Annotated in this window: 26 protein-coding genes; 16 read left to right on the top strand and 10 right to left on the bottom strand. The window is 40.1% G+C overall.

Features of this window, described 5'->3' with window-relative positions; all coding sequences use genetic code 11:
• Positions 1-89: 89 nt before the first annotated feature.
• From L1272_RS06640 to L1272_RS06625, 4 genes are all read right to left on the bottom strand, one after another.
• Positions 90-479, bottom strand: coding sequence for a response regulator (locus tag L1272_RS06640; protein ID WP_235373021.1), 390 nt, complete (start codon positions 477-479; stop codon positions 90-92).
• Positions 476-1,204, bottom strand: a complete 729-nt coding sequence (locus tag L1272_RS06635; protein WP_235373020.1) for a sensor histidine kinase — start codon at positions 1,202-1,204, stop codon at positions 476-478. The genes L1272_RS06640 and L1272_RS06635 overlap by 4 nt, the downstream gene beginning before the upstream one ends.
• A 17-nt stretch (positions 1,205-1,221) precedes the next feature.
• Positions 1,222-1,560, bottom strand: coding sequence for a hypothetical protein (locus tag L1272_RS06630; protein WP_235373019.1), 339 nt, complete (start codon positions 1,558-1,560; stop codon positions 1,222-1,224).
• A gap of 74 nt (positions 1,561-1,634) precedes the next feature.
• Complete coding sequence (locus tag L1272_RS06625; RefSeq protein WP_235373018.1) at positions 1,635-2,429, bottom strand: tetratricopeptide repeat protein; 795 nt, start codon at positions 2,427-2,429, stop codon at positions 1,635-1,637.
• A 152-nt stretch (positions 2,430-2,581) separates the two neighbouring features.
• Here L1272_RS06625 and L1272_RS06620 point away from each other — a divergent pair, with 152 nt between their 5' ends.
• From L1272_RS06620 to queG, 7 genes are all read left to right on the top strand, one after another.
• On the top strand, positions 2,582-3,430 hold the full coding sequence (locus L1272_RS06620; RefSeq protein WP_228290552.1) for a DUF350 domain-containing protein: 849 nt from the start codon (positions 2,582-2,584) through the stop codon (positions 3,428-3,430).
• 20 nt (positions 3,431-3,450) lie between these two features.
• On the top strand, positions 3,451-4,269 hold the full coding sequence (locus tag L1272_RS06615) for a hypothetical protein (protein ID WP_054561029.1): 819 nt from the start codon (positions 3,451-3,453) through the stop codon (positions 4,267-4,269).
• Positions 4,259-5,785 carry a polyamine aminopropyltransferase gene (locus tag L1272_RS06610; protein WP_171041501.1) on the top strand — a complete coding sequence of 509 codons (1,527 nt, stop codon included), beginning with the start codon at positions 4,259-4,261 and terminating at the stop codon, positions 5,783-5,785. The genes L1272_RS06615 and L1272_RS06610 overlap by 11 nt, the downstream gene beginning before the upstream one ends.
• 87 nt (positions 5,786-5,872) lie before the next feature.
• Positions 5,873-6,739: a DMT family transporter gene (locus tag L1272_RS06605; protein WP_235373017.1), complete on the top strand. Its 867-nt coding sequence runs from the start codon at positions 5,873-5,875 to the stop codon at positions 6,737-6,739.
• Complete coding sequence (locus L1272_RS06600) at positions 6,739-7,434, top strand: glycerophosphodiester phosphodiesterase (protein ID WP_171041502.1); 696 nt, start codon at positions 6,739-6,741, stop codon at positions 7,432-7,434. The genes L1272_RS06605 and L1272_RS06600 overlap by 1 nt, the downstream gene beginning before the upstream one ends.
• Before the next feature lie 84 nt (positions 7,435-7,518).
• Entirely contained in the window at positions 7,519-8,736 is a 1,218-nt protein-coding gene (locus L1272_RS06595; protein ID WP_138598920.1) for a methyl-accepting chemotaxis protein, read from the top strand.
• 71 nt (positions 8,737-8,807) lie between these two features.
• Entirely contained in the window at positions 8,808-9,941 is a 1,134-nt protein-coding gene (gene queG / locus L1272_RS06590; RefSeq protein ID WP_138598919.1) for a tRNA epoxyqueuosine(34) reductase QueG, read from the top strand.
• A 16-nt stretch (positions 9,942-9,957) separates the two neighbouring features.
• Here queG and L1272_RS06585 read toward each other — a convergent pair whose 3' ends face one another.
• From L1272_RS06585 to L1272_RS06575, 3 genes are all read right to left on the bottom strand, one after another.
• The gene (locus L1272_RS06585; protein ID WP_166338790.1) at positions 9,958-11,085 is read right to left on the bottom strand and encodes a response regulator; all 1,128 of its coding nucleotides are present in this window, start codon (positions 11,083-11,085) and stop codon (positions 9,958-9,960) included.
• A gap of 19 nt (positions 11,086-11,104) precedes the next feature.
• A complete protein-coding gene (locus tag L1272_RS06580; protein WP_138616215.1) occupies positions 11,105-13,054 on the bottom strand; it encodes a sensor histidine kinase in 1,950 nt (649 codons plus the stop codon).
• Between the two features lie 142 nt (positions 13,055-13,196).
• The gene (locus L1272_RS06575; protein ID WP_138616213.1) at positions 13,197-13,688 is read right to left on the bottom strand and encodes a GNAT family N-acetyltransferase; all 492 of its coding nucleotides are present in this window, start codon (positions 13,686-13,688) and stop codon (positions 13,197-13,199) included.
• A gap of 75 nt (positions 13,689-13,763) precedes the next feature.
• Here L1272_RS06575 and L1272_RS06570 point away from each other — a divergent pair, with 75 nt between their 5' ends.
• From L1272_RS06570 to L1272_RS06545, 6 genes are all read left to right on the top strand, one after another.
• Positions 13,764-14,339, top strand: a complete 576-nt coding sequence (locus L1272_RS06570) for a glutathione peroxidase (protein WP_054561036.1) — start codon at positions 13,764-13,766, stop codon at positions 14,337-14,339.
• 73 nt (positions 14,340-14,412) lie between these two features.
• The gene (locus tag L1272_RS06565; protein WP_054552716.1) at positions 14,413-14,694 is read left to right on the top strand and encodes a peptidylprolyl isomerase; all 282 of its coding nucleotides are present in this window, start codon (positions 14,413-14,415) and stop codon (positions 14,692-14,694) included.
• Between the two features lie 60 nt (positions 14,695-14,754).
• Positions 14,755-15,333 (top strand): glutathione S-transferase family protein, encoded by a 579-nt coding sequence (locus L1272_RS06560; RefSeq protein ID WP_054552717.1) that lies wholly within the window; start codon positions 14,755-14,757, stop codon positions 15,331-15,333.
• A 17-nt stretch (positions 15,334-15,350) separates the two neighbouring features.
• The gene (locus L1272_RS06555) at positions 15,351-15,701 is read left to right on the top strand and encodes a DUF2750 domain-containing protein (protein WP_054552718.1); all 351 of its coding nucleotides are present in this window, start codon (positions 15,351-15,353) and stop codon (positions 15,699-15,701) included.
• Positions 15,702-15,816: 115 nt separating this feature from the next.
• Positions 15,817-16,494: a hypothetical protein gene (locus L1272_RS06550; RefSeq protein WP_166338872.1), complete on the top strand. Its 678-nt coding sequence runs from the start codon at positions 15,817-15,819 to the stop codon at positions 16,492-16,494.
• 112 nt (positions 16,495-16,606) lie between these two features.
• Positions 16,607-19,177, top strand: a complete 2,571-nt coding sequence (locus tag L1272_RS06545; RefSeq protein ID WP_138598847.1) for a M1 family metallopeptidase — start codon at positions 16,607-16,609, stop codon at positions 19,175-19,177.
• 39 nt (positions 19,178-19,216) lie between these two features.
• On the opposite strand, the gene L1272_RS23110 is transcribed toward L1272_RS06545, so the two are convergent.
• Together L1272_RS23110 and L1272_RS06540 are read right to left on the bottom strand one after the other, a co-directional pair.
• Positions 19,217-19,345: a hypothetical protein gene (locus L1272_RS23110; protein WP_268841463.1), complete on the bottom strand. Its 129-nt coding sequence runs from the start codon at positions 19,343-19,345 to the stop codon at positions 19,217-19,219.
• Position 19,346: 1 nt separating this feature from the next.
• Positions 19,347-20,216, bottom strand: coding sequence for a hypothetical protein (locus L1272_RS06540; RefSeq protein ID WP_138598846.1), 870 nt, complete (start codon positions 20,214-20,216; stop codon positions 19,347-19,349).
• A gap of 230 nt (positions 20,217-20,446) precedes the next feature.
• Between L1272_RS06540 and L1272_RS06535 the strand changes: the two genes are divergently transcribed.
• From L1272_RS06535 to yjjG, 3 genes are read left to right on the top strand one after another with little or no spacing between them, the layout of a single operon-like run.
• Positions 20,447-21,346, top strand: a complete 900-nt coding sequence (locus L1272_RS06535) for a phosphoribulokinase (RefSeq protein WP_054552722.1) — start codon at positions 20,447-20,449, stop codon at positions 21,344-21,346.
• A gap of 49 nt (positions 21,347-21,395) precedes the next feature.
• Positions 21,396-21,935 (top strand): inosine/xanthosine triphosphatase, encoded by a 540-nt coding sequence (gene yjjX / locus L1272_RS06530; RefSeq protein WP_138598845.1) that lies wholly within the window; start codon positions 21,396-21,398, stop codon positions 21,933-21,935.
• An 11-nt stretch (positions 21,936-21,946) separates the two neighbouring features.
• Positions 21,947-22,621, top strand: coding sequence for a pyrimidine 5'-nucleotidase (yjjG, locus tag L1272_RS06525; protein ID WP_138598844.1), 675 nt, complete (start codon positions 21,947-21,949; stop codon positions 22,619-22,621).
• A 71-nt stretch (positions 22,622-22,692) separates the two neighbouring features.
• On the opposite strand, the gene lpxC is transcribed toward yjjG, so the two are convergent.
• Complete coding sequence (gene lpxC, locus L1272_RS06520) at positions 22,693-23,604, bottom strand: UDP-3-O-acyl-N-acetylglucosamine deacetylase (protein ID WP_138598843.1); 912 nt, start codon at positions 23,602-23,604, stop codon at positions 22,693-22,695.
• Positions 23,605-23,665: the final 61 nt, after the last annotated feature.

Here is a 23,665-nt window from a genome sequence, read left to right as displayed (position 1 = left end):
GATCAACTGCTTGTAACTCATGGTAAATGCTTCTGTTTGTTTGGCGACGATAGAGTACCACCAACAGGCAGTTGATCTCTTCTCACCGTTTAACCATGAGTGGTGCACTTATTATCTGAATTCGGGACTGATTTTATTGCATTAATTAAATGCTCTGATGGCGCTTCCTTTAAAATAAACGCGCGAACATCTGCTTTCATAGCACGTTTTATGTAACCTGCTTTTGAAAATGTAGTTATTATCATGGTTTTAATATCAGAATGGCGCTTACTCAGTATTTCTACCAATTCGATGCCTGACATATTGGGCATTTCAATATCTGATAACACCATATCAATCTTATTTTGTTCAATAAATTTAAGTGCAGCTTTGCCATCCTCTGCTTGCCCAACGACATTAATAAATGGATCAAGTCCAACAAGCGCACTAATTGCTTCCCTAACCATTTGCTGATCTTCAACAATGAGTAAATTAATCATGATAAATTCGCTCGAAAATTCATAGTCAGGTTAAACCCTTTTTTATTTTCCACAATAAGCTCTCCGCCAAGTGCTTCAGTACGCTGCTTAATGCCATTAATGCCATTGCCACTTTTAAATGTGGTTACTATACCGTTATCCTTAATTGATATTAGTTCCTTACTAATATCAATTAAAACTTCATTCCCTTTACTATGCCTTAAAATATTAGTGCAAGCCTCAGTAACAATAAGCGATACGGTTTTTTGTGTTGCTGTCGATAAGTTTGTTAATTCATTGTTTACTATTACATTAAAGCCATTTTGTGTTAGCTCTTCTTGCAAAAACTCTAACTGTTTAGTGAGGTTAAACTGTTTCATATTTGTTACTGCTTTACGAATATCACTGAGTAAATCTCGGCTAATGGCCGCCACTTGCTTTATTTCACTCTGTGCTTGCTCAACGTTATCATTAACAATTAACTTTTCGGCTAGCTCTGCTTGCAGAGCAATCGACGATAGACTGTGGCCAGCTAAATCATGAAGGTCTCGTGCAATGCGCTCACGTTCAGCAATCATTGCCAACTGTTCTATTTGATATTGACTTTTTTGTTCACTTAACTGATGTATTCGTTCACGCCTCTCAGCACGTCCCATAAAATAAAGTGCAATGCTGATGATGAGTGCTGGCGCAATAAAATATGGATTATTCAAATCAAATAAATACACCGCGAGAAAAATACTCAAAGCAACAGCAACTAGCCCTAAAACGCCTTTTTTTTGTCTAAAGTTGAACCCAAAAAATAGCAAGCAAAGCCAAATAAAGTTTGTGTTCCAAGAGTTAAATATGTACCAAAAGTTGCAATAATAACAATTATAGACACAGGAATGAGGGCGTCTTCACCTTTTGCATTAGCAGCTTTAACATAGTAAAAAATAAAAGTTATATATATCATAACTATAATAAAAATATCTAAAGCTGCGAATTGCTCAAAACTTAGAATCAACGGTAAAAAATAAAAACTTGAAAAAACAAGTGGCCCCCAGACCCAGTAAGGCTTTTTTTCAATTGCTAAGCTTTGTCTAAAACTGTCACTTTTCATTTATGCTCAATCCCATTTTTTGGCTTTTTTTAATTTTATCTAAACTTGGGCAGCATATGGCTGCCCACGATTAGTTACTGCTTATTGTTATTTATCAAAATCTTAGGCCATGTATAGTTTGGTGCAAGGTCAAGTGATGTTTGCCAATCTTGCACTGCTTTTTGCACATCATTTAGTGCTAGATATGTTAACCCACGCCAGACATATGCTTCCGCCTGCCCCCATTTATAACCATCATTATTATCATTTTGATAGTGAATAAGAGACGCATTCAATGAGCTTAGCGCTTGCTGTTTACTGCCACCAAACATGCTAGGTGTGTTTAAAGCAATTATACCTTTAACTAGATGAGCACGAGGATTACTTTTGTCAATTTGCACCGCATTATTTAACGCATTGTTCGATTTAATGCCGTAGTAAAAACCTGTAATAGGTTTAATAGAAATACGATAACCATACACTTGAGCAAGCAATGCGTTTGCCTCACTTTTATCTGCGTCAAGTTTATCGTCTAAAAGCGCTGCTTGTGCAATATCAAGTAAGGCAAGCGCTTTTTCAGTTTCACCCATGATATTATGTGCAATAGCAAGGCGATAATTCACAAGCGCTGCATCATACCCTGCTGCATTTTTTGCTATTTCGGTAAGTTCTGACAAGTTATGCTGTTGAGATGCAAGTTCAATACTATCTATAGTACTTTGTTCAGCAAATACGTAATTTGTGTTAAATATAATTGCCGCAGCGAATAACGCGTAAATATTTTTAGTAATTAGATTCATAGCTATACCCTTTATATTAATGAATGACAAACCGACATGTATCGGTACAGGTATAGTGTTACTTAGAAAAGAATGAGTTTTTAACGACATTTGTAAGCAATACATCATGACAATTGTCATAAAAAAGCGATGAAACTTTTAAGAAATTAATTAATTCTGCCAAAAATGAAGCGTTGATATTCTTTGCAACAAACACTCTGTGTTAATATTTTCGGAAAATAACAACAAGCTAACATAATTATATGGATATTAACTTAACCCATTACCTCGCAACGATGGCCTATAACAGCGCCTATATTGGTCTATTCATTGCGATCATAGCCGTTGCAAAACTGTCGTATAACTTAGCAACCCCTTATAACACCACCAGCCAGTTAACCGATAATGCCAACAGTGCCTTAGGTTTATCTATTGGTGGCTATTTAGGGGCAATTACCATTATTTATGGCTTTGTTTTAGCTGGGCCTAGTCAAGGTTTGCTAAGCGATTTGATGAATGTATCTCTGTACAGTGTATTAGGTATGGTACTGCTAACCTGCTCACGTATTTTGAATGACAAGTTACTGCTGCGTTTGTTCTGTAACCAAGAGCAATTAATTAACCAACAAAACGAGGCCGTAGGCTTAGTACAAGCGGCAAACTATATGGCTGCTGCGCTGATCATTGGTGGTGCATTAACCGGCGAAGGCAGCTGGTTATCGGCCATAGTGTTTTATTTTTTAGGGCAACTAATGCTGATCATTTTTGCCAAAGGCTATGATCACCTCACTGCTTTTAATCTTCACGAACAGCTCGAAAAAGGTAACAAAGCCGTAGCGCTTAGCTTTTCTGGCACCATGTTGGCGCTAGCTATTATCTTGTGTCATGCGCTCATTGGTGGCTTTCATAGCTGGCAACAAAGCTTAAGCTTATTCTTTATTGACGCATTATTTGGCTTTTTAATTTTACCAATTGTACGTTACCTCGTTGATAAAATTATCTTTAGTAAAATTTCACTCGACCAAGCAATGCACGACAAAAACACCGCCGTTGCGGTTATTGAAAGCAGCATTGCAATCTGTGTTGCTGTTATCATCACTATCGCTATTTAAGCTTATTTATGGAGTAATGGATGAACATCTATAAGCTTTTTATTATTGCCGCTATCACATTTGTTGTTTGCTTAGTGATACGTGCAGATCTACAAGCGCCACTTATTAGTGGCCAATATGGCAACTTTAAAGACTACGACGGACAAGACAAACCTTACCTATTTACAGTGCCAGAAGATGGCCAAATGATGCGCTTGGAAATTAAAGGCAGACTGCCTTTAAACTCATGGAAAGCCATTGATATCGAAATTTTTGACCCTGATGGTAACTACTTATTTAGTTACTCTGATGAACTTTGGGCAGAAACCGGACACGATTCAGATGGTAAATGGACTGAGTACCGTGATTATACTCATCACGATGTCCACTTCCCTAAGAAGGGGCAATATAGCGCCTACGTCAGTAGTACGTTTGGCCCAAATAAGCGTGCCGAACATTTTAGTTATACGTTTCGTATTATTCCAATCAAAGGTAACAGTAATTTCATGCTACCGCTGTTATGGATTTCTGGTTTCATCGGCGGTGTAGCGCTATTTGTAATGCTGCATCGTTTAGAAGCTGAGCGTGAAGGCTCTGATATTACTTATAAACCAATTAATAAGTTAAACCCAGAAGCTATAAAAGCAATGGAATCGCGCATCTCAGTTTGGCCTATTGTGTTACTGTTTTTAGCACCCGTGCTCTTCTTTTCCTTCTTGGCATATAGCAAAGGTGACAAAGAGCAAGATTGGCAAGTTTACTCCTATCACCACCTCACGATAAGCGTTGATAAACAATTGCGTGAGCAAAGTATTGGTAGTGCAGGTTTCCGTTCACGAGGCGGCCCAGGTGGTAAATAAATCAATTCGCGAAAGCCACATTTTACTGTTTAGCATTTTTGTTGCAGGCCTTTGCTCTATTATTTATGAGCTGCTGATCGCAACTACCGGTGCCTACTTTTTGGGTGATAGCATCACCCAATTTTCCCTGACGATTGGCGTCTATATGGCGGCAATGGGGGTTGGCTCTTATTTTTCGCGTTTTGTGCCTGATAAGCCATTGCTGGTGTATTTTATTGGCTTTGAGTTAGCGCTTGCGCTACTTGGTGGTTTGAGTGTGCCCTTGCTGTATTTCTGTTATGCGTTTGGTTTACCGCTGCAAGCAATTAGTATTTTACTCACCACGCTAATAGGGATTTTGATTGGTTTAGAAATTCCGCTGTTAAGTCGCCTAATGGAAAAACATTATGCGCTAAAAGCAAACCTCGCCAATGTGTTATCTATTGACTACTTTGGCGCCCTGCTTGCGACTTTACTGTTTCCTTTTCTATTTTTACCTTGGCTTGGGGTTTTTAAAACAGCGTTAAGCTTTGGCTTAATGAATCTAAGTATTGCGCTGTTATTGCTGTGGTACTTTATCGACCATATCAGCGCAAATCGTCGAAAAGTGCTTAGGCTCACTTTAGTTTTAGTCTGCTCAGTATTAGTGCTTTGCTTATTTGCGAGTAAACAGCTTACCCATCTTTGGCAAAGCCAAATCTACGATGACCGTGTTGTACACTCAGAGCAAACGCCCTATCAGCAAATTGTACTCACTCGCCATAAAGATGATATTAGACTTTATTTAAACGGTGGCTTACAGTTTTCATCGATTGATGAGTATCGCTATCACGAAGCGCTTATTCATCCCGCTATGGTGCGCCATGGCAATGCAAAACGTATTTTAATTTTAGGTGGTGGCGATGGCTTAGCAGCCAGAGAGCTTTTGAAGTACCCGCAAATAGAGTCTATTACCCTAGTTGATTTAGACCCAGCAGTAGCTAGGCTTGCGCAAACTAATCACAACCTGACAACTCTTAACAAGCACTCACTCAGTGACCCTAAAGTGACGGTTATTCATCAAGATGCTTATGTGTTTATTGAGCAAAGCGAACAGCTGTTCGATATTATTTTTATTGATTTACCTGATCCAAAAGCAATCAATTTAGCACGGCTTTACAGTCAGCAGTTTTATCAACTAGTAAAAACACGATTACCAAATAACGGTATTGTAGTGACCCAGGCCACCAGTCCATTTTTTGCGAAACACGCATTTTGGTCTATCAATAATACGCTCAGTGCAGCGGGCTTTGCACACACCTTGCCTTACCATTTGAATGTGCCCTCTTTTGGCGAATGGGGCTTTGTTATGGCTTGCAATTTGATGTGTAGTAACCAACAAGTATTACCGGTTAAAACCCGCTTTTACCGCCCAGAAAATGATGCACAATTGTTTATTTTTACCCCGGATATTAGTGCTAACAATGAAAAAGTATCGACGCTTGATGAGCCTAATGTGCTGCACTATTACTTGCAGGGATGGAAATATTGGAACTAAACGAATGGATTAGCCCATTTGGGGAGTTTACAAAGTAAAGGATTACCGTTACAAAGAGAGTTAATAACAACAATAACAAGGTTTGTAATGCAGGCGCACAAACAGAGCCTAATATACTTACATATTGCAGTACTCCTATTTGGGGGGACTGCATTATTCGCTAAACTAGTCAGCCTAAGTGCATTAGATATTACCGTTTACCGAACAGCAATTGCTGGCTGTGCCTTACTGATCTTACTTACAATTCAACACAAAGCGATTAAGCTTCACTCGCGTCGCGACTACCTTATAGCCTTGTTACTTGGCGTCACTGTTGGAATACATTGGCTCACCTATTTCGCAGGTATGCAGTTAGCAGGTATTGCTGTCGGTATGATTGCCTTTTTTACTTACCCTGTTATCACGGTGTTTTTAGAGCCTTTTTTTCATGGCAGCAAACCACAGCTCAAAGATATTTTTAGCGCCTTAGTAGTAATGCTTGGTATTTATTTACTTATTCCTGATGCCAGCTTAGGCAATGATGTCACCCTAGGTATTGCTATTGGTATTTTGTCTGCGTTCTTTTTTGCTTTTCGAAATATCGTTCATAAGCGTTACTTTAGCCAATATAGCGGCCCACAAACCATGCTTTACCAAACTTGGATCGCCTGCATTATGCTGAGTGCCTTTGTCGAGGTACCGCCATTACAAGTTGATACAATAAATTGGCTGCTATTAATTACTGTAGGGGTTATTTTTACAGCAGCACCGCATTCACTGTTTGCAGCAAGCCTAAAAAACTTATCAGCTTCAACCGCTGGTTTAATATCGTGTTTGCAGCCTTTATACGGTACGTTTTTCGCTTTTTTAATTTTGCATGAGCAACCTTCAATTAGCACTCTTATTGGTGGCGCACTGGTGATTAGTGCCGCTTTTTATGAAACATGGTCAGTGAATCGTAGGTATAAGCAATAATGAAAGTATTCGCTCACAGAGGTGCCAGTGGTACCTACCCAGAAAATACTCAAAGCGCCATTATCGCCGCTGTTGATTTAGCAGTAGATGGCATCGAAATTGATGTGCAAAGCTGCCTTGATGATTACATGATTATTCACGACACTTGGCTTGATCGCACAACTTCAGGTCGCGGTAAAGTAAACGCCTGCTCCAAAGAGCAAATTCAACAATACGATGCAGGCAATGGCGAATGCGTGCCCACTTTACAGCAGGCAATCGATTGGGTTGGTGATAAAACCTTGCTTAATCTAGAGCTTAAACATACTTTTTCGTTAGACAAGTTTGTAGAGCTTATTGAGTCAAATGTCAGTGCAGGAAAAATATCTAGAGATAACCTGCTAGTCTCTTCATTTGATCACCACCAACTGATGTGGCTTAAGCAAAAACTGCCGTGGGTAAAGATTGGTGCACTTACCGCTTCTATCCCAATTAATTACAGCGAGTTTGCGCAAAAACTGCATGCCTATAGCATTCATGTAGATAAAAACTTTATAAACCATGAGTTTGTTGCTGACGCAAAACAACGCGGCCTTCAAGTTTATGCTTACACGGTCGATAAAGTGGAAGATATCGAATTAATGCTAGAGTATGGCGTAGATGGTATTTTTACTAATTTTCCGTGCCATACACAAATGACACTGCAGTCACTGTAACTCAACAAAACTAAGCTATACTGTTGAATTATGTGACATTGAATAATAAAAAATTACGCCAAAATGAATCAACACAACACCTTAATGAGTAGCTATATGCGCATTTATAATTTTATCGAACAAACATTCTTTTACACTCTTACACGTAAGATTGTCGGTAATTTAGGTTTTGTGTTTGCGTTTCAGGCCATTACTTTGATCTGGCTTTATAGCAGCCTGTCAGAGCAACAAGTTGGCATGGGACTATTTTGGTTAATGACCTTTGTTATCATCGCGAGCTTTATTTTTACTATTTTCTACATGCGCTTTTTAATTGTGCGCCCAGTGCAAGCAATGCGCGATACACTTGAGCAAATCAACCGTCATGATGCAGATTTATCTGCCAAGTTACCGCATTTTACCTACGATGAATTTCGTGATTTAAGTGAGCAGTACAATACCTTTACAGTTCATTTAGCAAATCTATTAGCCACCACATACCAAAGTGCACAAGCCAGTGCAGATAGTAGTTCAAAGATGACTCATTCAATGCAGCAAACCGCAGAAATGAGCCACCAGCAAATCAAGTTTAGCCAAACCATTACTGATTCGAGTAACCAAATAACTTCAAGCCTTGAGAATATCTCAGCGAACACTGATAGCGTGCACCATGTTAACAGTGAGCACTTAAACTTTGTAAAACACTCAGCCACTGAGTTATCAGCATTAGTTAAAAAGGTTGCGATGATCAGCCAAATTTTAGGTAACTTTTCTGCAACTGTGTCTGGCCTAAAAGAAAACAGCGAGAATATTCGCGCCATTTTAAAAATGGTTGAAGAGTTTTCTGACCAAACCAATTTACTTGCACTGAATGCTGCAATTGAAGCGGCACGTGCCGGTGAAGCTGGCCGAGGCTTTGCCGTGGTTGCCGATGAAGTTAGATCACTATCGGTTAAAGTAAACGACGCAACCCGCCAAATAACTGATTTTATTAATCAAATGAATAGTCTTGTTAGCGAAACCAATAAAGAATCTGAGCAACTAATTAGCCACTCGAGTGAAGCTGAAACAGCGATTAGCAATACCTCTACAGGCTTTAGCAATATGCTTAGCGAATTTGAGCAAAACCAACAACAACTACAGCAGATTGTTAGTGCGGTGCATTTACTTGAGCAAACCCAAACCCACACTCATCAAACTGTTGAGCAAATAGTTGCTCTGGGTGAGCAAGCTAAACAGCAGATTGATGAATCACTCGCTGACTGCCAGCAATCACACAAACTGAGCCAACAAACCCAAGAGCAGCTAAAACGCTTTGTGTAATCGGCTTTTAACTGCTGCTCTGAGTCAAACTATGTTAAAGTAGCCGCTTCTTGGCTACTTTTTTATTGACCGTGACAACACCCGCTATTGATTATGAACAACTCGCACTGCAAATAAAGCAATGGGGTAAAGACCTTGGCTTTGCAGAAGTCGGGATCACTGATATTGACCTAACGAAACATGAAGCTCAACTGCAGCGCTGGTTAGATTTAGGCTATCACGGTGAGATGGAATACATGGCAGCCCATGGTATGAAGCGAGCGCGCCCCGCAGAGCTGGTACCTGGCACGCAACGAGTCATCTCAGTAAAAATGAACTACCTGCCGCCTGATGCAAGCTTTGCTAGGAACCTCAAGCAAACAGATAAAGCGTACATCAGTCGCTATGCATTAGGTCGTGACTATCATAAATTAATTCGCAACCGCCTAAAAAAATTAGGCCAACAAATAGAGCAGCATATAGGCCAGCTAGGTTTTCGTCCTTTTGTTGATTCAGCCCCCGTGCTTGAAAGACAACTAGCCGAAAAAGCAGGCTTAGGCTGGCGTGGTAAAAACAGTTTGCTAATCAATAAAGAAGCGGGCTCTTGGTTTTTCTTAGGGGAGCTGTTTGTTGATATCCCCCTGCCTATTGATGAAGAAAATAGCTTTGAGGGCTGTGGTAAATGCGTTGCCTGTATGACACTGTGCCCAACCGGCGCGATTGTCGAACCTTATGTAGTTGATGCCCGCAAATGTATCTCTTACCTTACCATTGAATTGCAAGGCGCTATTCCTGAAGAGTATCGCCCACTGTTAGGTAATCGCGTTTATGGCTGTGATGACTGCCAATTAGTTTGCCCGTGGAATCGCTATGGCCAGCTGACCGATGAAGCCGACTTTCACCCAAGAAAACAACTTAAAGATCAAGACTTACTGACCTTATTTGCTTGGGATGAGGCAACCTTTCTAAAAAATACTGAAGGCAGCCCTATACGCCGCATTGGTCACGAGCGCTGGTTAAGGAACCTCGCTGTCGGATTAGGTAACGCTGATTACAATGAGCAGATAATTGAGGCTTTAGCGCAAAGGTTAACAACCGCTACAGCTTTGGTCGCTGAGCATATCGAGTGGGCGCTTGAGCAGCAAAAAAATAAGCGCCAGTTAAGGCTTCGTAAAACTGCGCGCTTAATTCGCATTGTTGAAAAAGGGCTGCCCAGAGATGCTTGATAGCTTAAGTTGTAACTTACTGCTTTAATAATTGCGATAAATCATTTTCAATCTCTTTGAATGCCGCTTTTACTCCCTGAACTGACTCTTCACGTGCAACAGAGTTTTGAATGGTTTCGTCGACCTTTTGATAGATAAAAACCTCTTGGTCCTCATCTAAGCCCATGGTTGGTATACGTCGTTCTAAGTCTTCTTGAAGCTGCTTAAATACAGCCTCGTTATTTACACGATTTTCATTTAGAAGTTCGATGAGTCCCGAAAACTTGCTGTGAACTTTACCTACAGCATCATTAAGTTGTTGCTGTTGTCTGAGCAATTCTTTTTTTGTGATGATCGCTTTAAGCTGCTGTTCTGTAACACTGACTAAAAAGCAAATATGATCCCGAATTCGGCCATGCTTATCAGGGTCTTGGTCTGGCATATTTAAGATTAGTAAGCTGATCATTTCGTAATTGACTAAAATTCGATTCGAAAATTCATGGAGTCGGCCTTTATTTTTGAGCATTTCAAATAACTCAATAACGATTGGCGAACACATGCCCGAAATTGAAAAGTGCTCAATGCCAGACTCTAAGCGAAACTCAACATTGCTTTGTAAATCAAATGAGCTTAGACAGTTAAGCAGAGCCTTGCCCAGCTCTTGCTCATCTTCAATAGCACCTATATGCTCGATATAGTTGACTATTTGCCCCATTTCACTGCTGTTTGCCATGGCATTAAATGCTGTTGAAGTCGCATCTTCAACTTGTTGCTCTAGCGATTCTTTTTCTATCAATACTTGATGTAAGTGCTGCAGTTTAAGCTTTAATTCTTCATGCCCGAATGGTTTAACTATATAGTCCTCAGCTCCAACTGAATAGCCTTCCATACGCTCTTCAACCGTTCCTCTTGCTGAAACAAACATAACGATTATTTTCTCGGTATTTGGATTCTCTTTTAGTTTTCGACAAACATCATAACCACTCATTTGTGGCATACTCACATCAAGCAGAATAACCTGAGGATCAAACTCTTCAACTACTGCCAAACACTCTGGACCGCTACTGACCATTTTCAGTTCAAAGTCGAGCTCTTCAAGAATCTCTTCAATTATTTCTAAGTTAAATGGTTCATCATCGACGGCTAAAATTCTCTTTAAGGCCATGTCTAACACTTCCGTTTTATTAATTTAACTTTACAGATCTATCTTCATTCGCTAAGTGTTGAGGTAGATCTATCCTCAATGGAAGCTTTACTAAAATAGTTGCACCTCCATATTCATTATTTCTTGCCGTAATCGTTCCTTGATGTAAGGCTACAAATTCACGACAAATAGCTAAACCAAGTCCTGTACCTCCAGCACCACTATTGGTTTTACTACTTTGCTCAAACTTCGCAAAAATTTTTTCAAGTTCAGACTCGGGAATTCCTATACCACGATCTATTACTGATATTTCAGCCATTTCATTATTCATAGTTAGCTGAATATCTATCTCACTGGCAGGCTCACTAAATTTAAGTGCATTACCAAGCAAGTTGCGCATTATTTGGTTTATCTGCTCTTCGTCACAATCGAGCAAAATACTTTTCTCAAAGCCAATTAAACGAATAGCAATATTTCTCTCAAGAGCAGTCCCTGAGACATCATCAATACTGGTTTTTATAATACTGCTAAGGTTATGTTTTTGCGGATTAAAGGGAAATTTACCAACATCCAGTTTTGAAAGATCAAGCAAATTATTAAGCAGTGACAATAAGCGCTCACCACTTTGTTCTATACGCGATAAATACTTATTTAACTTGTCTTTACTCAGATCATTATTGGCAACTTTATCAAGTCCAAAACGAGCAAAACTTAAGATTGAATGCATTGGCGTTCTGAGTTCATGAGACATATTCGCTAAAAATTCAGACTTACTTAAGTTTGCAGCTTCAGCCACATCTTTTGCGTGCTCTAGCTGAGCTGTTCGCGCTTTTACCTCTTCTTCAAGCAAATCTTTTGCTTCAAGTAGCAAATCTTCCTTTTCTTTTAAGTGTGTAACGTTTTTAAAGATCCCCGCTAACGCAATCTCGCCATGATGATCTATTTCATTAAACGATCCCACTAATGGAATATCATTGCCATCTTTTTTAAGCATTCTTAGATCACAGCTAAATTGGCGGTTTTTACTTAGCGTCGTAATTTTTTCTTTAATACGTGTTATTGAAGGCGCATCAAAAAAATCAAATACCGAACAGCTTTCAAATTCATGGTGCTGTTTATCAAATAATTGTTCACAGGCATCGTTAGTTTCGATTACCTTTCCGCATCGTTCAAATAAAATAATAGCGTCGGGAGTATGCTTAAAAATAACTCTTAATAAACTGTCCTTTTCTATAAGCGCATCAACGGTACTCTGAAGTCTTTCAACAAGTTCTGAATTATGACGTTTGAGAAGCTCTGTTTGCCATAGTTTATGAACTGATTGCAATAAACCATTATCATCAATCGGTTTGATCAAAACATCTTCAACACCCTGACGAATGGCAGCAACCATGGAAACTTGATCAGGCTTTGAGGTATATAATAAACAACGACTTTCAGGCTGCAACGACTTCAGCTTTATAAACAATTCAAGCCCTGTTCCATCTTCAAAAGTAAAATCACTAATCAATAAATCAATTGCATGCTCATGAATTAACTCCATTGCAAAGCTCATGTTATCAGCGGTGATGGTTTTGATATGCGCGCCCTTTAAGTTTTGCGCTATTTTTTGTAACCGGTCGGGGCAATGATCAACGAGCAATACAGTAGGAAGTTTGAGGATATTGTCGCTGTCTAATTCTAATATTCCCTCTAGAAGCGTGCTTATCTCTTTATTTGCGAAAAAAGGGTATATCACAACGGCATTAGGTAAGAGACGGTTAATTTCACTAAAATGTTCAAGTAAGTCACTGCGTTGTGCTTTCGGTGCGAGTAATAAGAAATGCTCTTGAGAAAAGTCATTCATTAGTTCTTCAATGATACTTGTTGGCACCCCATGTGAAGCAGCAACGAGATCATATTGCTGTTTTAGAACGGTATCATCTATCATTGAAAAGTGTAATAGCTCAACTTCGCAACCGATAAGCTCGAGTAGAACTTTTACACGCATCGCAAGTACACTATTACTATCAACTATTAATATTTTTCGCACCGTAAATAAGACTCACTATAAAAACCGACCTTTTTAGCGTAGTCTAAAAATCTTTTACCGCACAATTTACACCGTATTTTTTTACTAGTTTTTGAGAAGGTTAAGGCTGCAAGTGCTTACCCAAAATTGTCAAGCCATAAGCTTTATCATCCATAATTGCAATTTCTGGAAGCTCTCCCCAAACCTTGTATTCAAAGCGATTAAACAGTTTTATGCTCGGTAGGTTATGGCTGAAGATAAAAGCTAACAATACCTTGATATTAAGTGTTTTTGCATGCTGTTCTGAAAATGTAAGCAATTGTTTACCTAGCCCTTGCCCTTGAGCCTGCTGGGTGATGTAAATACTAATCTCAACCGTGCCATCGTAAGCTGGGCGGCCATAGAAAGACTTATAACTTAACCAAGCAATTACTTTACCTTGTTGCTCAAAAACAAAGATAGGTCTTTTTTCTGTATGGCTATCAAACCAAGCTTGTTTGTCTGCCACCGACACCTCTTCGGTATCTGCGGTAACCATACGCCCAGGGATGGTCTCGTTATAAATCGCGACTATATCAGTTAAATCGTTTTGTGTTGCTTTGCGAATCGTCATAAATAGCTGAAATTAAATGATCACTTTGCTGCATATTAGCGTATATTCATCACAAATAACTAGCGGGAAATAACTATGTATAAATATGCTTTGTTACTTGCAGCAGGCCTAATAACAACGAACCTTGCAGCACAAACCACAGAGGCTACGCCAACTGCTAAAGCAAGCAGCCAATGTGATGATTTTACCAATGTCACAATGAGAAAGTTGCGTTCAAAAGAGTCTATTAATTTTTGTGAATTCAAAGATAAACCACTCTTAATAGTAAATACCGCTAGTAATTGTGGTTTTACCGGCCAGTTTGAAGGTTTAGAAGCCATTCATAAAGAATATAAAGACCAAGGCTTAGTTGTGCTAGGTTTTCCATCAGATGACTTTTTTCAAGAAGAAGACGATGAAAAAGACACGGCAAAAGTATGTTTCATCAATTATGGCGTAACCTTCAATATGTTGGCTACCAGTGCCGTTCGTGGTAGCGATGCGAACCCAATATTCAAACACCTAAATGAAGCAACCAGCTCACCTAACTGGAACTTTTACAAATATTTAGTGTCTGCAGATCGTAAGACAGTGCAACGCTTTAATAGTAAAACTAAGCCACAATCGCAAACTTTACGCGATGCAATTGAAGCTGAGCTGACTGCAAAATAAATTTAATTTTTCGTTCGGTAAATATTGAACTAAACTAGTGATTTAATACTAAAACACACATTAGGGAGATGTTATGGCAGTAGCCAGTGCAAGACACATTCTCGTAGACAGTGAAGCTCACTGTTTGGATTTAAAGCAGCAAATTGAGCAAGGAGCTGACTTTGCAGAGCTTGCTCGTGCTCATTCTAATTGCCCATCAGGTCAAGATGGTGGTGCATTAGGTGAGTTTGGCCCTGGCATGATGGTTCCAGAGTTCGACAAAGTCGTTTTCTCTGCACCAATAAACCAAGTACAAGGCCCAGTGCAGACCCAGTTTGGTTATCATCTTCTAGAAGTAACAAGCCGTACTGACTAATTTACAAATCGATTTCAAAAAGCCGCTTCATAGCGGCTTTTTTTTGCGAAGGATCTCAAAATGAAACTTTTAGGCTCGACCACCTCACCTTTTGTGCGCCGTATTCGGATTTGGGCTGCACTTAATAACCTAGCTATTGATTTTATTAATTTGGATATTTTCTCTGAGCAAGACAGACAAACCATGATAGCTCATAACCCTGCCAGAAAAATTCCTGTATTAATCGACCATGATTTTACCTTATGTGATTCCAACTCCATTATTCGCTATCTGCTCGAAAAAGCAGATCAGCCATTACTTAGCTGGCAGCAAGAGAACTACTTAACCATTATCAATGCCTGCAATGATTCATTAGTAGAAATTTTACTTTGTCAGCGTTCTGGGTTTGATACCAACAGCGACAAACTATTTTTTAATTTACAGAATGAACGAATTGTTGAAACATTAGCCTATTTAAATACTCATTTATCGGAGCCAGTATTTAAAAGCTGTGAATACCTAAACATCAGTTTATACTGCTTGCTAGATTGGATCCGCTTCCGCGAATTAACTGATTTTAGCCAACTAGAAAACTTAGTTGATTTTTATCATAAATTCGCCGATAAAGCGGCGGTACAACAAACAGATCCACGAATATAAAGATAAGGGTTACGCAAATGAGCGATATCGAAATTGAATCAGAATTAGTTAGCTTTGTAGAAAAAGTTCGTTTGAACGAATCTATGTGGGCACTGGGTGCCGAAGATGGTGGTTTTGTTGTCTGTGAATCAAACCAATTTAGCGACACTGATGTCTTATTACTTTGGGGTACTGAAGACGCTGCAAAAGCACAATGTAAAGATGAGTGGCAAGACTATACCCCTGTTGAAATTGGCCTAGACGAATTTCTTGATGAGTGGGTTGAAGACCTTAACGAAGATGATGCGCTTGTTGGTTTAAACTGGAACGATGATCAAGTATGCGTTGAAATCGAACCGGTTGGTTTAGCTAAAGCTCTTTGCGATTAATCGCAATCCTTAAGCTTATAACGACACGGCCGTATTTATGGCAGTGTCGTTAAGCTGGAAACTTGATACTTATCAGGTATACTCTTCGACACATCTTTATTATCAAGGTATTAGGTTGAAGTCCCATCTTGGTCGTAGGCCCTTTTCGGCCATGGAATTACATACCCTGTATAATGGTTACATTTATGGTGATCAGCGTTTAGCACGTGAACAAGCTAAGCATTGGCACTTTTGGCTGCCTTTGTTTGCCTATTACACCGGTGCCTACAGCGATGAAATTGGCCATTTAACCCTTGATAATATTGTTACCCTTGATGGCATTCGCTGCTTTGATTTTCATACGCATGGCAAGATAAAACCCCGCTATGTGCCTATCCATAATGCATTACTCGATGCTGGGCTTGATCAGTACTTAGACTTTTTAACAAGTCAAAATCAACAACGACTGATGTTTGATTTACCCGCTAAATCAGGTCGCTATAGCGAAAAAGTGCGCATTTGGTTTTCGGGTGAAGGTGAACGTGCTGGTTATTTGCAAAAATGCGCTATTCCTACAGTTGATCAGCAAGGTATGAAAACCGCAATTAGTAGCTTACGGCTTAACTTTGAACAACAAGTGCGAATTCATGCACTGCAAGCCAACTGCAAAGACGCCTTTAACTACTTACTTGGTTTTAAAGATTTCAACGAACAACGCTTTGCTGATATGCAATTATTAAATACCGTGCTGCAAAACGTCCGACAAATAAACCCGCAACTGCATTGGCAGCGTTTCATTGACCGCCATAATTAACTGACAAACTTTGTTACTAACTATTTATTACTGTTCAAATTAAAACCTGATAGCATGGTGATTCGCCCCTCATAGCAGGTGCCTTTCTAACAACAAAAAATCAGGGATACTTATGTTCTTAAAAAGCCTATTAACGGTGAGTGTTGCACTTGCTGTTAGCTCTGCCCATGCCAATGAATATGTTATCGAAAAGCTTGCCAAGCCTAGCTCACAACAAGTAGAACTTACGCTTGATCCTGCCAAAGACAATTTTTCTGGTCATACCGAAATTGCTTTAGAGGTTCTAAAAGCAACCAATTATATCGAATTAAACGGTATTGATTATGCAGTTAGCATGGCGAAAATTTTAGGTGCAGAAAACTGTGACCTAAATGCTGAAATGCTAAAAACAGGCAAAGTTAAATTCGCTTGTGAAGAAAAAATTCAGCCAGGCAAATACACTTTAAAAGTTGATTTTACCGCACCTTATAACCGCCAAAGTGTTGGTTTATATAAAACTTTAGATCAAGGCACACCTTATCTTTTCACGCAATTTGAAATGAGCGATGCGCGTCGTGCATTCCCCGTTTTTGACGAGCCAAGTTATAAAATTCCATTTCAGCTAACTATCACAGCGCCAACATCACAAAAAGTGTATGCCAATACACCGGTTTTAAAAACCAAAGTTGATGGCGATATGACAACGCACTTTTTTGACAAAACACCACCGATTCCTTCTTACTTAGTCGCTATGGCTGTTGGCCCGTTTGAAGAGCTTGAAATTAAAGGCATGCCAATCCCTGGCCGCGTATTGACTCCACAAGGTAAAATTCACCTTGCTGATTACGCAAAAGAAAATATGCCGCGAGTGTTAAAAGCGCTAGAAGATTATTTTGGCATTCCTTACGTATACAAAAAGCTAGACTCAGTGGCAGTGCCAGAGTTTCCATTTGGCGCAATGGAAAACGCAGGCCTAGTGACTTACCGTGAAGACATTTTACTAGTAGACCTAGCAACAGCAACGCGCAGCAAAAAAGAGCGTAATGTATCAATCATTGCCCATGAGTTAGCTCACCAGTGGTACGGTAACCTAGTGACTATGAAGTGGTGGAATGATTTATGGTTAAACGAAGCATTCGCAAGCTGGATGGCAGCGAAAATCACTGCACAAATCAACCCAGAATTTGAGTCTCACTTAGACTTACCACAAAATCATGTAATGGCACTGGATGCGCGTTTAAGTACTAAACCTATCCGTAAGCCAATCAAAACTGAAGCTGACATCATGGATGGCCTTGGCCTTGCCTACAGTAAAGGTAGCGCGGTTTTATCTATGGTTGAAAACTGGATTGGCGAAGAGGCATTCCAGCAAGGTATTCGTGCTTACTTGAAGAAATTCTCGTATAAAAATGCAGAAGCTGCTGATCTATGGCAAGCACTAGGCGAAGCGTCTAATAAAGATGTGGCAAGTGTTCTTAAATCGTTTATCGAACAGTCATCTTTCCCACTTATTAAAGTAACGCAAGATGGTAAGAAAATTAATATCAGCCAAAGCCGCTTTGTAAATGCTGGCGTTGATGCACCAGCACAACTTTGGAATGTTCCGGTTGCAATTAAGTATGGTGCGGGCGACAAAGTTAAAACCGCAAATGTACTGCTGAATAAAGAAACACAGCAACTGACTCTCGACTTTGAACCTGAGTGGATCTACCCAGATCAAGGTGCCATGGGTTATTACCGCTGGGTATTAGATGATGCTCAGTTTAATGCCCTGTTAGAGAACGCTGCTGACAAGCTAACGGTACGTGAGCGCTTAGCGCTACTTTCTGCGGTTGATTCATTACTTGATGCAGGTGTTATCTCTGCGGCTCACTTAATGCAAACTTTAGAAGCCTTTGTGAGTGATGCTCACCCATTAGTAGCAAACACAGCATTAGGTTACCTTGCTTCTCAAAAACGCGTATTCGAAGACGACAGTAACCGAGACCTATGGCCTAAGTTTATTCGAAACAGCATTGCACCTGCTGCTAAGCAATATGGATTAACGGCAAAAACAGATGAAGACGCGGCGGTATCGCAATTACGTGCGCAAGTTATTGCCCGTTTAGGTTTTGATGGTCAAGATCAAAAAGTCATTGATACCGCAAAAGCACAAGCGGCACTGTACTTAAACAACCCTGAAAATGTTGACCCATATTTAGCCTCAACTTACTTAAACCTTGCTGCTTACCATGGCGATGCAAAGTTACTTGAAAAGTACAAACAAACCTTTAAAACCACCAAAGATCCACAAGTGCGTACTAAGATGCTGGCAGCGATGGGTTACTTTGGTAAACCTGAGTTACAAAAAGCGGTTCTAGAATACAGCTTAACAGATAACGTAACAGCCTCTGATATGCGTACGTTATTAGGTGGTTTAGGCTATGGTAAAGAGCGTGAAGCACTGTTTATTGAGTGGATTTACAACAATTACGATGCTATCACTAAGAACTTACCACCGTTCTTTGTACCAAATTTACCGTTCTTCACGACGGCAAGCTGCGATGCGAAAAGCCTAGAGAAAACCAAAGCCTTCTTCAACGATAAAATCACTGAAGTACCAGGTTATGCACGTTCTCTTAGTAAGCTTGAAGAAAGCATTAATGATTGTATTGCACTGAAAAACCGTGAGTTAAATTCGGTGAATAGCTTCCTTAAGCGCTAATTAAAGCAAATGCGAAAAGGGCCACAATGTGGCCCTTTTTTATTGCGCTAAAATAGCAGTTAACTTAGTTATAAATTGCTCTGCAGCTTCAGGTGAGGTGACTTTAAATGCAATACCATAATGAATGGGCTGTGCACTTTTATGAATGCGAGTTGGAAAACGGGTCATTTCACTTATTACATACAAATGCCAGTTTGCTCTGTTTGTAATTTAAACGCGAGATTGAGCCTTCACAAAAGCGTCTTAAATCAAGCCACTGTGATACCACTTCAGGCTCAGTCAAACTGCGCTTATGAACTCGGTTATTAACCGCATAAGCCACAGTGTCTTTATCAATTAAAGCAAAGTCTTGCACCGACTCAGGTAATCTAAATAAATCACTCACTTCCTCAGTTTGCGGCGCAAAGCGTGCAACCCAATGTTGATTGTTTTTGTTATAACTAAATAAATAACTGTTTGTGTGTTTATCAAAAATTAAAGTTCGGCCAATATCATCAGCAATGACACGCGGTTTAGCCGCAGCAACACGAGTGTATTGCAATGTATGCGGCTCACCTAAGATAAACATGATCAGGTCTTCATCAGCGCCCCACGCATGGTAGCCAACAGGCTCAATCCATTCAAAAATTCGGCTCGCGGCAGGCTCTTCTGCTAATGGATACTGCCATAACTTTTGCTTACCATCTGCTTCGACCACGATTGCCGACAAGGCTTGCTGATTTGGCATTAGCGTTGGCGAGTATTCACTGACAGCAGTATTGGTGATATTCACGCTGCTCTTAGATGCAAAGTCATAAAACGCAATATCGGTTTGTGACTGGCCATTTTCGCCAACAACTTCATGGGTGTAGTAAAGCCCAGTATCAACTAAAAATGGTTGATTATTATAAGTTTTATCATCGGTTACTCGCGACACCTGCATACCATATGGGGTGTCTAAATCGGCAAGTAATATTTCGCTTTTAGGCATCGCTGCATGTGCGTGACTGGTAAACAATGTCCCTGCTGCGACGAAAAGTAAAGACGAAATCAATTTCATGTTGTTCTCTCGTTTTAATTTTTATCAGCCCATGATAGCGTTAATTAATCCGCCAGTCACTTGACCTTACCATGCTCGACCTTTATAACTAGGACGTGTTCGTTTTTTATCGGTTTCTACTGATTGATTTTATGCACGGTAATACCAATCGAGTTATGCCACTGACCATTTAACACACTAGAATGGTTAAATTTTTAAGCCGACTGGTATCAACAATAACGAGAATAATTATGTCAGCTAAACACCCTATCATCGCTATTACCGGTTCATCTGGGGCGGGAACTACCACAACCACCAATGCAATTAAGCACATTTTTAGAAGCTTAAGCATTGATGCCGCCTTCATCGAAGGCGATAGCTTTCATCGTTATACTCGCCCTGAAATGGATAAAAAAATCCGTGAAGCACAACAAGAAGGTAAGCACATTAGCTACTTTGGCCGAGAAGCTAATGATTTTGGTGCCCTTGAAGAGCTTTTTTACCAATATGGCGAAACCGGCCAAGGTAAAATCAGACGTTACTTACATACTTTCGACGAAGCGGTGCCTTATAACCAACTTCCAGGAACTTTTACCCCTTGGCAAGATTTAGAATCAAATACAGATATCTTATTCTATGAAGGTCTTCATGGTGGTGCTGTCGATGAGAATCATGATGTTGCTAAGCATGTCGATTTATTGATTGGCATGGTGCCAATTATCAACCTTGAGTGGATCCAAAAACTCATTCGCGACACCTCTGAACGAGGCCATTCGCGAGAAGCGGTAATGGGCTCTATTGTGCGTTCAATGGATGACTACATTAACCACATTACCCCGCAGTTTTCACGTACTCATATCAACTTCCAGCGAGTGCCGACGGTTGATACCTCAAACCCATTCAGCGCAAAAGATATTCCTTCTTTAGACGAAAGCTTTGTTGTGATTCGTTTTCGTGGCATAGATGACGTCGATTTTCCGTACTATTTGAGCATGATTGAAGGCAGCTTTATGTCTCGTATCAATACGCTTGTGGTACCTGGAGGCAAAATGGGCTTAGCAATGGAGCTTGTGCTAACCCCGTTGATCAAAGATATTATTTTGAAAAAACGCGCCCTTGAAAATTTAGCCCCGGTTGACTTGCCGATTTAACTCACTCGGGTACACTGCTGACTCTGGTGAAAACAATGGAGTCGTCGCCTTGAAACAAACATTACGTGTTATTGTTGGTTCAAAGAACCCCGTTAAAATTAACGCGGCTAAACATGTCTTTAGTCTTTATTTCCCACATCATACCATTGAGTGCAAAGGTGAAGATGCACCTTCTGGCGTACCTGATCAGCCACTAGGTGAAGATGAAACCCGTATCGGCGCTGAAAATCGCGTTAAGTATTGCCAAGATCACTTTGACGCCGATTTTTATACAGCAATGGAAGGTGGCGCAGAACAATTTAGTTATGGCGCTGCAACCTTTGCCTTTGTAGTGATTGCAAACAAGCAGCAATTTAGCGTGGGTCGCAGTAGCAACCTACCGTTACCGCAACCTTTTTACGATGCCTTGCTAGCTGGTAAAGAACTAGGTGATGTCATGGATGAGGCATTCAATACCGTTAATATCAAACAACAAGGTGGTGCTATTGGCTTATTAACCAATCATCTTGCCACGCGCGAAAGTACTTATGTACAAGCGCTGACATTGGCCATGGCGCCATTTTCACACCCTACCCTATTCAACCAGTAATTAGGATAACCATGAAGTATAGCCACGTATTATTCGATGCCGATGAAACGCTTTTTAGCTTTAATGCATTTGAAGGTTTAAAAGTGATGTTTGCACATTACGGCGTAGAATTTACTGAGTCAGATTATCATCATTACCAAGCAACCAATAAGCCGCTGTGGGTTGCATATCAAAAGCACGAAATTACCGCCAGTGAACTACAGATAACTCGCTTTACCGAGTGGGCAAATAAACTCGATGTACCAGCAAAAGAGCTTAACGATGGCTTCTTGGATGCTATGGCCTCTATTTGTGTGCCATTACCTGGTGCAGTTGACTTGCTTACAAAGTTAAAACCACACGCCAAGCTAGGCATTATTACCAATGGGTTTGCTAAGTTACAACAAAAACGCCTAGAGCACACCGGTTTACAGGATATGTTCGATTGGCTGGTTATTTCAGAGTTAGTCGGTAAAGCAAAACCTGCCCCAGAGATTTTTCAACATACATTTCAATTAATGGGCAATCCACCAAAAGAGCAGATTTTAATGGTAGGCGATACAGCTGCCAGTGATATTTTAGGTGGTCACAATGTGGGTATCGACACGTGTTGGTTACAACACCCAGGAGTTGAGCTACCTGAAGATATTAAACCAACTTATCAAATCAATCAGTTGGTCGAGCTTGAAGCTATTCTAGGCTTATAATTCTTGATAATAGTTTGGCAAAAAAAATGACGCTTAAAGCGTCATTTTTTATAACTGTAATATGCTTGCGATTAAGCTGTCGCTACTTCTAAGCCTGGTGCTGGCATAGTCACTGGGGAATCGAAAGTTGCCCATTCCCATGCTGACTCAGTCGCCATAATTTTACGAAGTAGTTTATTGTTTAAATCATGGCCTGATTTATAAGCCGTGATTTTACCTAGAATGTTGTGGCCAGTCATAAACATATCGCCCACACAGTCTAAGATCTTGTGTTTAACAAACTCATCGCTATAACGTAAGCCGTTTGGATTTAGTACTTTAAACTCATCCAATACAACTGCGTTATCCATGCTACCACCTAATGCTAGGTTGTTAGCGTGCATATACTCGATATCTTTCATAAAGCCGAAAGTACGTGCGCGGCTGATTTCTTCAGTGAAGCTTTGTGCCGTGATATCTAAACCGATACGTTGGCGGCTTTCATTGATTGCTGGGTGATCAAACGCAATTTCAAAATCGATGTGGAAACCATCGTATGGTTCTATCTCAGCCCATTTATCGCCTTCTTCAATACGTACTTTTTCTTTAATACGAATAAAGCGCTTAGCTGCATTTACTTCTTTAATGCCGCCTTTCTGTAACAAATAGATGAATGGTAATGCACTACCATCCATGATTGGTACTTCTGAGCTGTCTAATTCAACAATTAGATTATCAATACCCATTGCCGCTACCGCCGCAATAAGGTGCTCAGTCGTTGATAAACGAACACCATCTTTGTTTGTCAAACAGGTACACAGTTGCGTATCACCAACGGCTTCTGGTGTTGTTTCAAAATCAACAACCGGATCAAGGTCTACGCGACGAAATACTATCCCAGTATTTGCGCTCGCAGGTCGGAGAGTAATAGTGACCTTCTCACCTTTATGAAGTCCAATTCCTATGGCTTTGACTACTTCTGCAATCGTACGCTGTTTAATCATAGGTTCACTCACTTATAGTTACAGTTAGACGGCGAATTGTATCATAAATACATTCAACTGC

It is taken from the genome of Pseudoalteromonas sp. PAST1 (assembly GCF_021532515.1).
Classification (GTDB): Bacteria; Pseudomonadota; Gammaproteobacteria; order Enterobacterales; family Alteromonadaceae; genus Pseudoalteromonas; species Pseudoalteromonas simplex.
The sequence above is the reverse complement of the archived record's forward strand: the minus strand, read 5'-3'. Positions and strand labels throughout refer to the sequence as shown.

Excerpts from the sequence above, each read along its gene's own strand:
- L1272_RS06620 (WP_228290552.1), top strand. The coding sequence starts at position 2,582 with ATGGATATTAACTTAACCCATTACCTCGCAACGATGGCCTATAACAGC.
- L1272_RS06555 (WP_054552718.1), top strand. The coding sequence starts at position 15,351 with ATGAGCGATATCGAAATTGAATCAGAATTAGTTAGCTTTGTAGAAAAA.
- L1272_RS06540 (WP_138598846.1), bottom strand. The coding sequence starts at position 20,216 with ATGAAATTGATTTCGTCTTTACTTTTCGTCGCAGCAGGGACATTGTTT.
- L1272_RS06560 (WP_054552717.1), top strand. The coding sequence starts at position 14,755 with ATGAAACTTTTAGGCTCGACCACCTCACCTTTTGTGCGCCGTATTCGG.
- L1272_RS06625 (WP_235373018.1), bottom strand. The coding sequence starts at position 2,429 with ATGTCGTTAAAAACTCATTCTTTTCTAAGTAACACTATACCTGTACCG.
- L1272_RS06595 (WP_138598920.1), top strand. The coding sequence starts at position 7,519 with ATGAGTAGCTATATGCGCATTTATAATTTTATCGAACAAACATTCTTT.
- L1272_RS06605 (WP_235373017.1), top strand. The coding sequence starts at position 5,873 with ATGCAGGCGCACAAACAGAGCCTAATATACTTACATATTGCAGTACTC.
- L1272_RS06570 (WP_054561036.1), top strand. The coding sequence starts at position 13,764 with ATGTATAAATATGCTTTGTTACTTGCAGCAGGCCTAATAACAACGAAC.
- L1272_RS06565 (WP_054552716.1), top strand. The coding sequence starts at position 14,413 with ATGGCAGTAGCCAGTGCAAGACACATTCTCGTAGACAGTGAAGCTCAC.
- L1272_RS06535 (WP_054552722.1), top strand. The coding sequence starts at position 20,447 with ATGTCAGCTAAACACCCTATCATCGCTATTACCGGTTCATCTGGGGCG.
- L1272_RS06575 (WP_138616213.1), bottom strand. The coding sequence starts at position 13,688 with ATGACGATTCGCAAAGCAACACAAAACGATTTAACTGATATAGTCGCG.
- L1272_RS06600 (WP_171041502.1), top strand. The coding sequence starts at position 6,739 with ATGAAAGTATTCGCTCACAGAGGTGCCAGTGGTACCTACCCAGAAAAT.
- L1272_RS06630 (WP_235373019.1), bottom strand. The coding sequence starts at position 1,560 with ATGAAAAGTGACAGTTTTAGACAAAGCTTAGCAATTGAAAAAAAGCCT.
- L1272_RS06585 (WP_166338790.1), bottom strand. The coding sequence starts at position 11,085 with ATGGCCTTAAAGAGAATTTTAGCCGTCGATGATGAACCATTTAACTTA.
- L1272_RS23110 (WP_268841463.1), bottom strand. The coding sequence starts at position 19,345 with ATGACCCGTTTTCCAACTCGCATTCATAAAAGTGCACAGCCCATTCAT.
- L1272_RS06580 (WP_138616215.1), bottom strand. The coding sequence starts at position 13,054 with ATGCGTGTAAAAGTTCTACTCGAGCTTATCGGTTGCGAAGTTGAGCTA.
- yjjG (WP_138598844.1), top strand. The coding sequence starts at position 21,947 with ATGAAGTATAGCCACGTATTATTCGATGCCGATGAAACGCTTTTTAGC.
- L1272_RS06640 (WP_235373021.1), bottom strand. The coding sequence starts at position 479 with ATGATTAATTTACTCATTGTTGAAGATCAGCAAATGGTTAGGGAAGCA.
- lpxC (WP_138598843.1), bottom strand. The coding sequence starts at position 23,604 with ATGATTAAACAGCGTACGATTGCAGAAGTAGTCAAAGCCATAGGAATT.
- L1272_RS06615 (WP_054561029.1), top strand. The coding sequence starts at position 3,451 with ATGAACATCTATAAGCTTTTTATTATTGCCGCTATCACATTTGTTGTT.
- L1272_RS06545 (WP_138598847.1), top strand. The coding sequence starts at position 16,607 with ATGTTCTTAAAAAGCCTATTAACGGTGAGTGTTGCACTTGCTGTTAGC.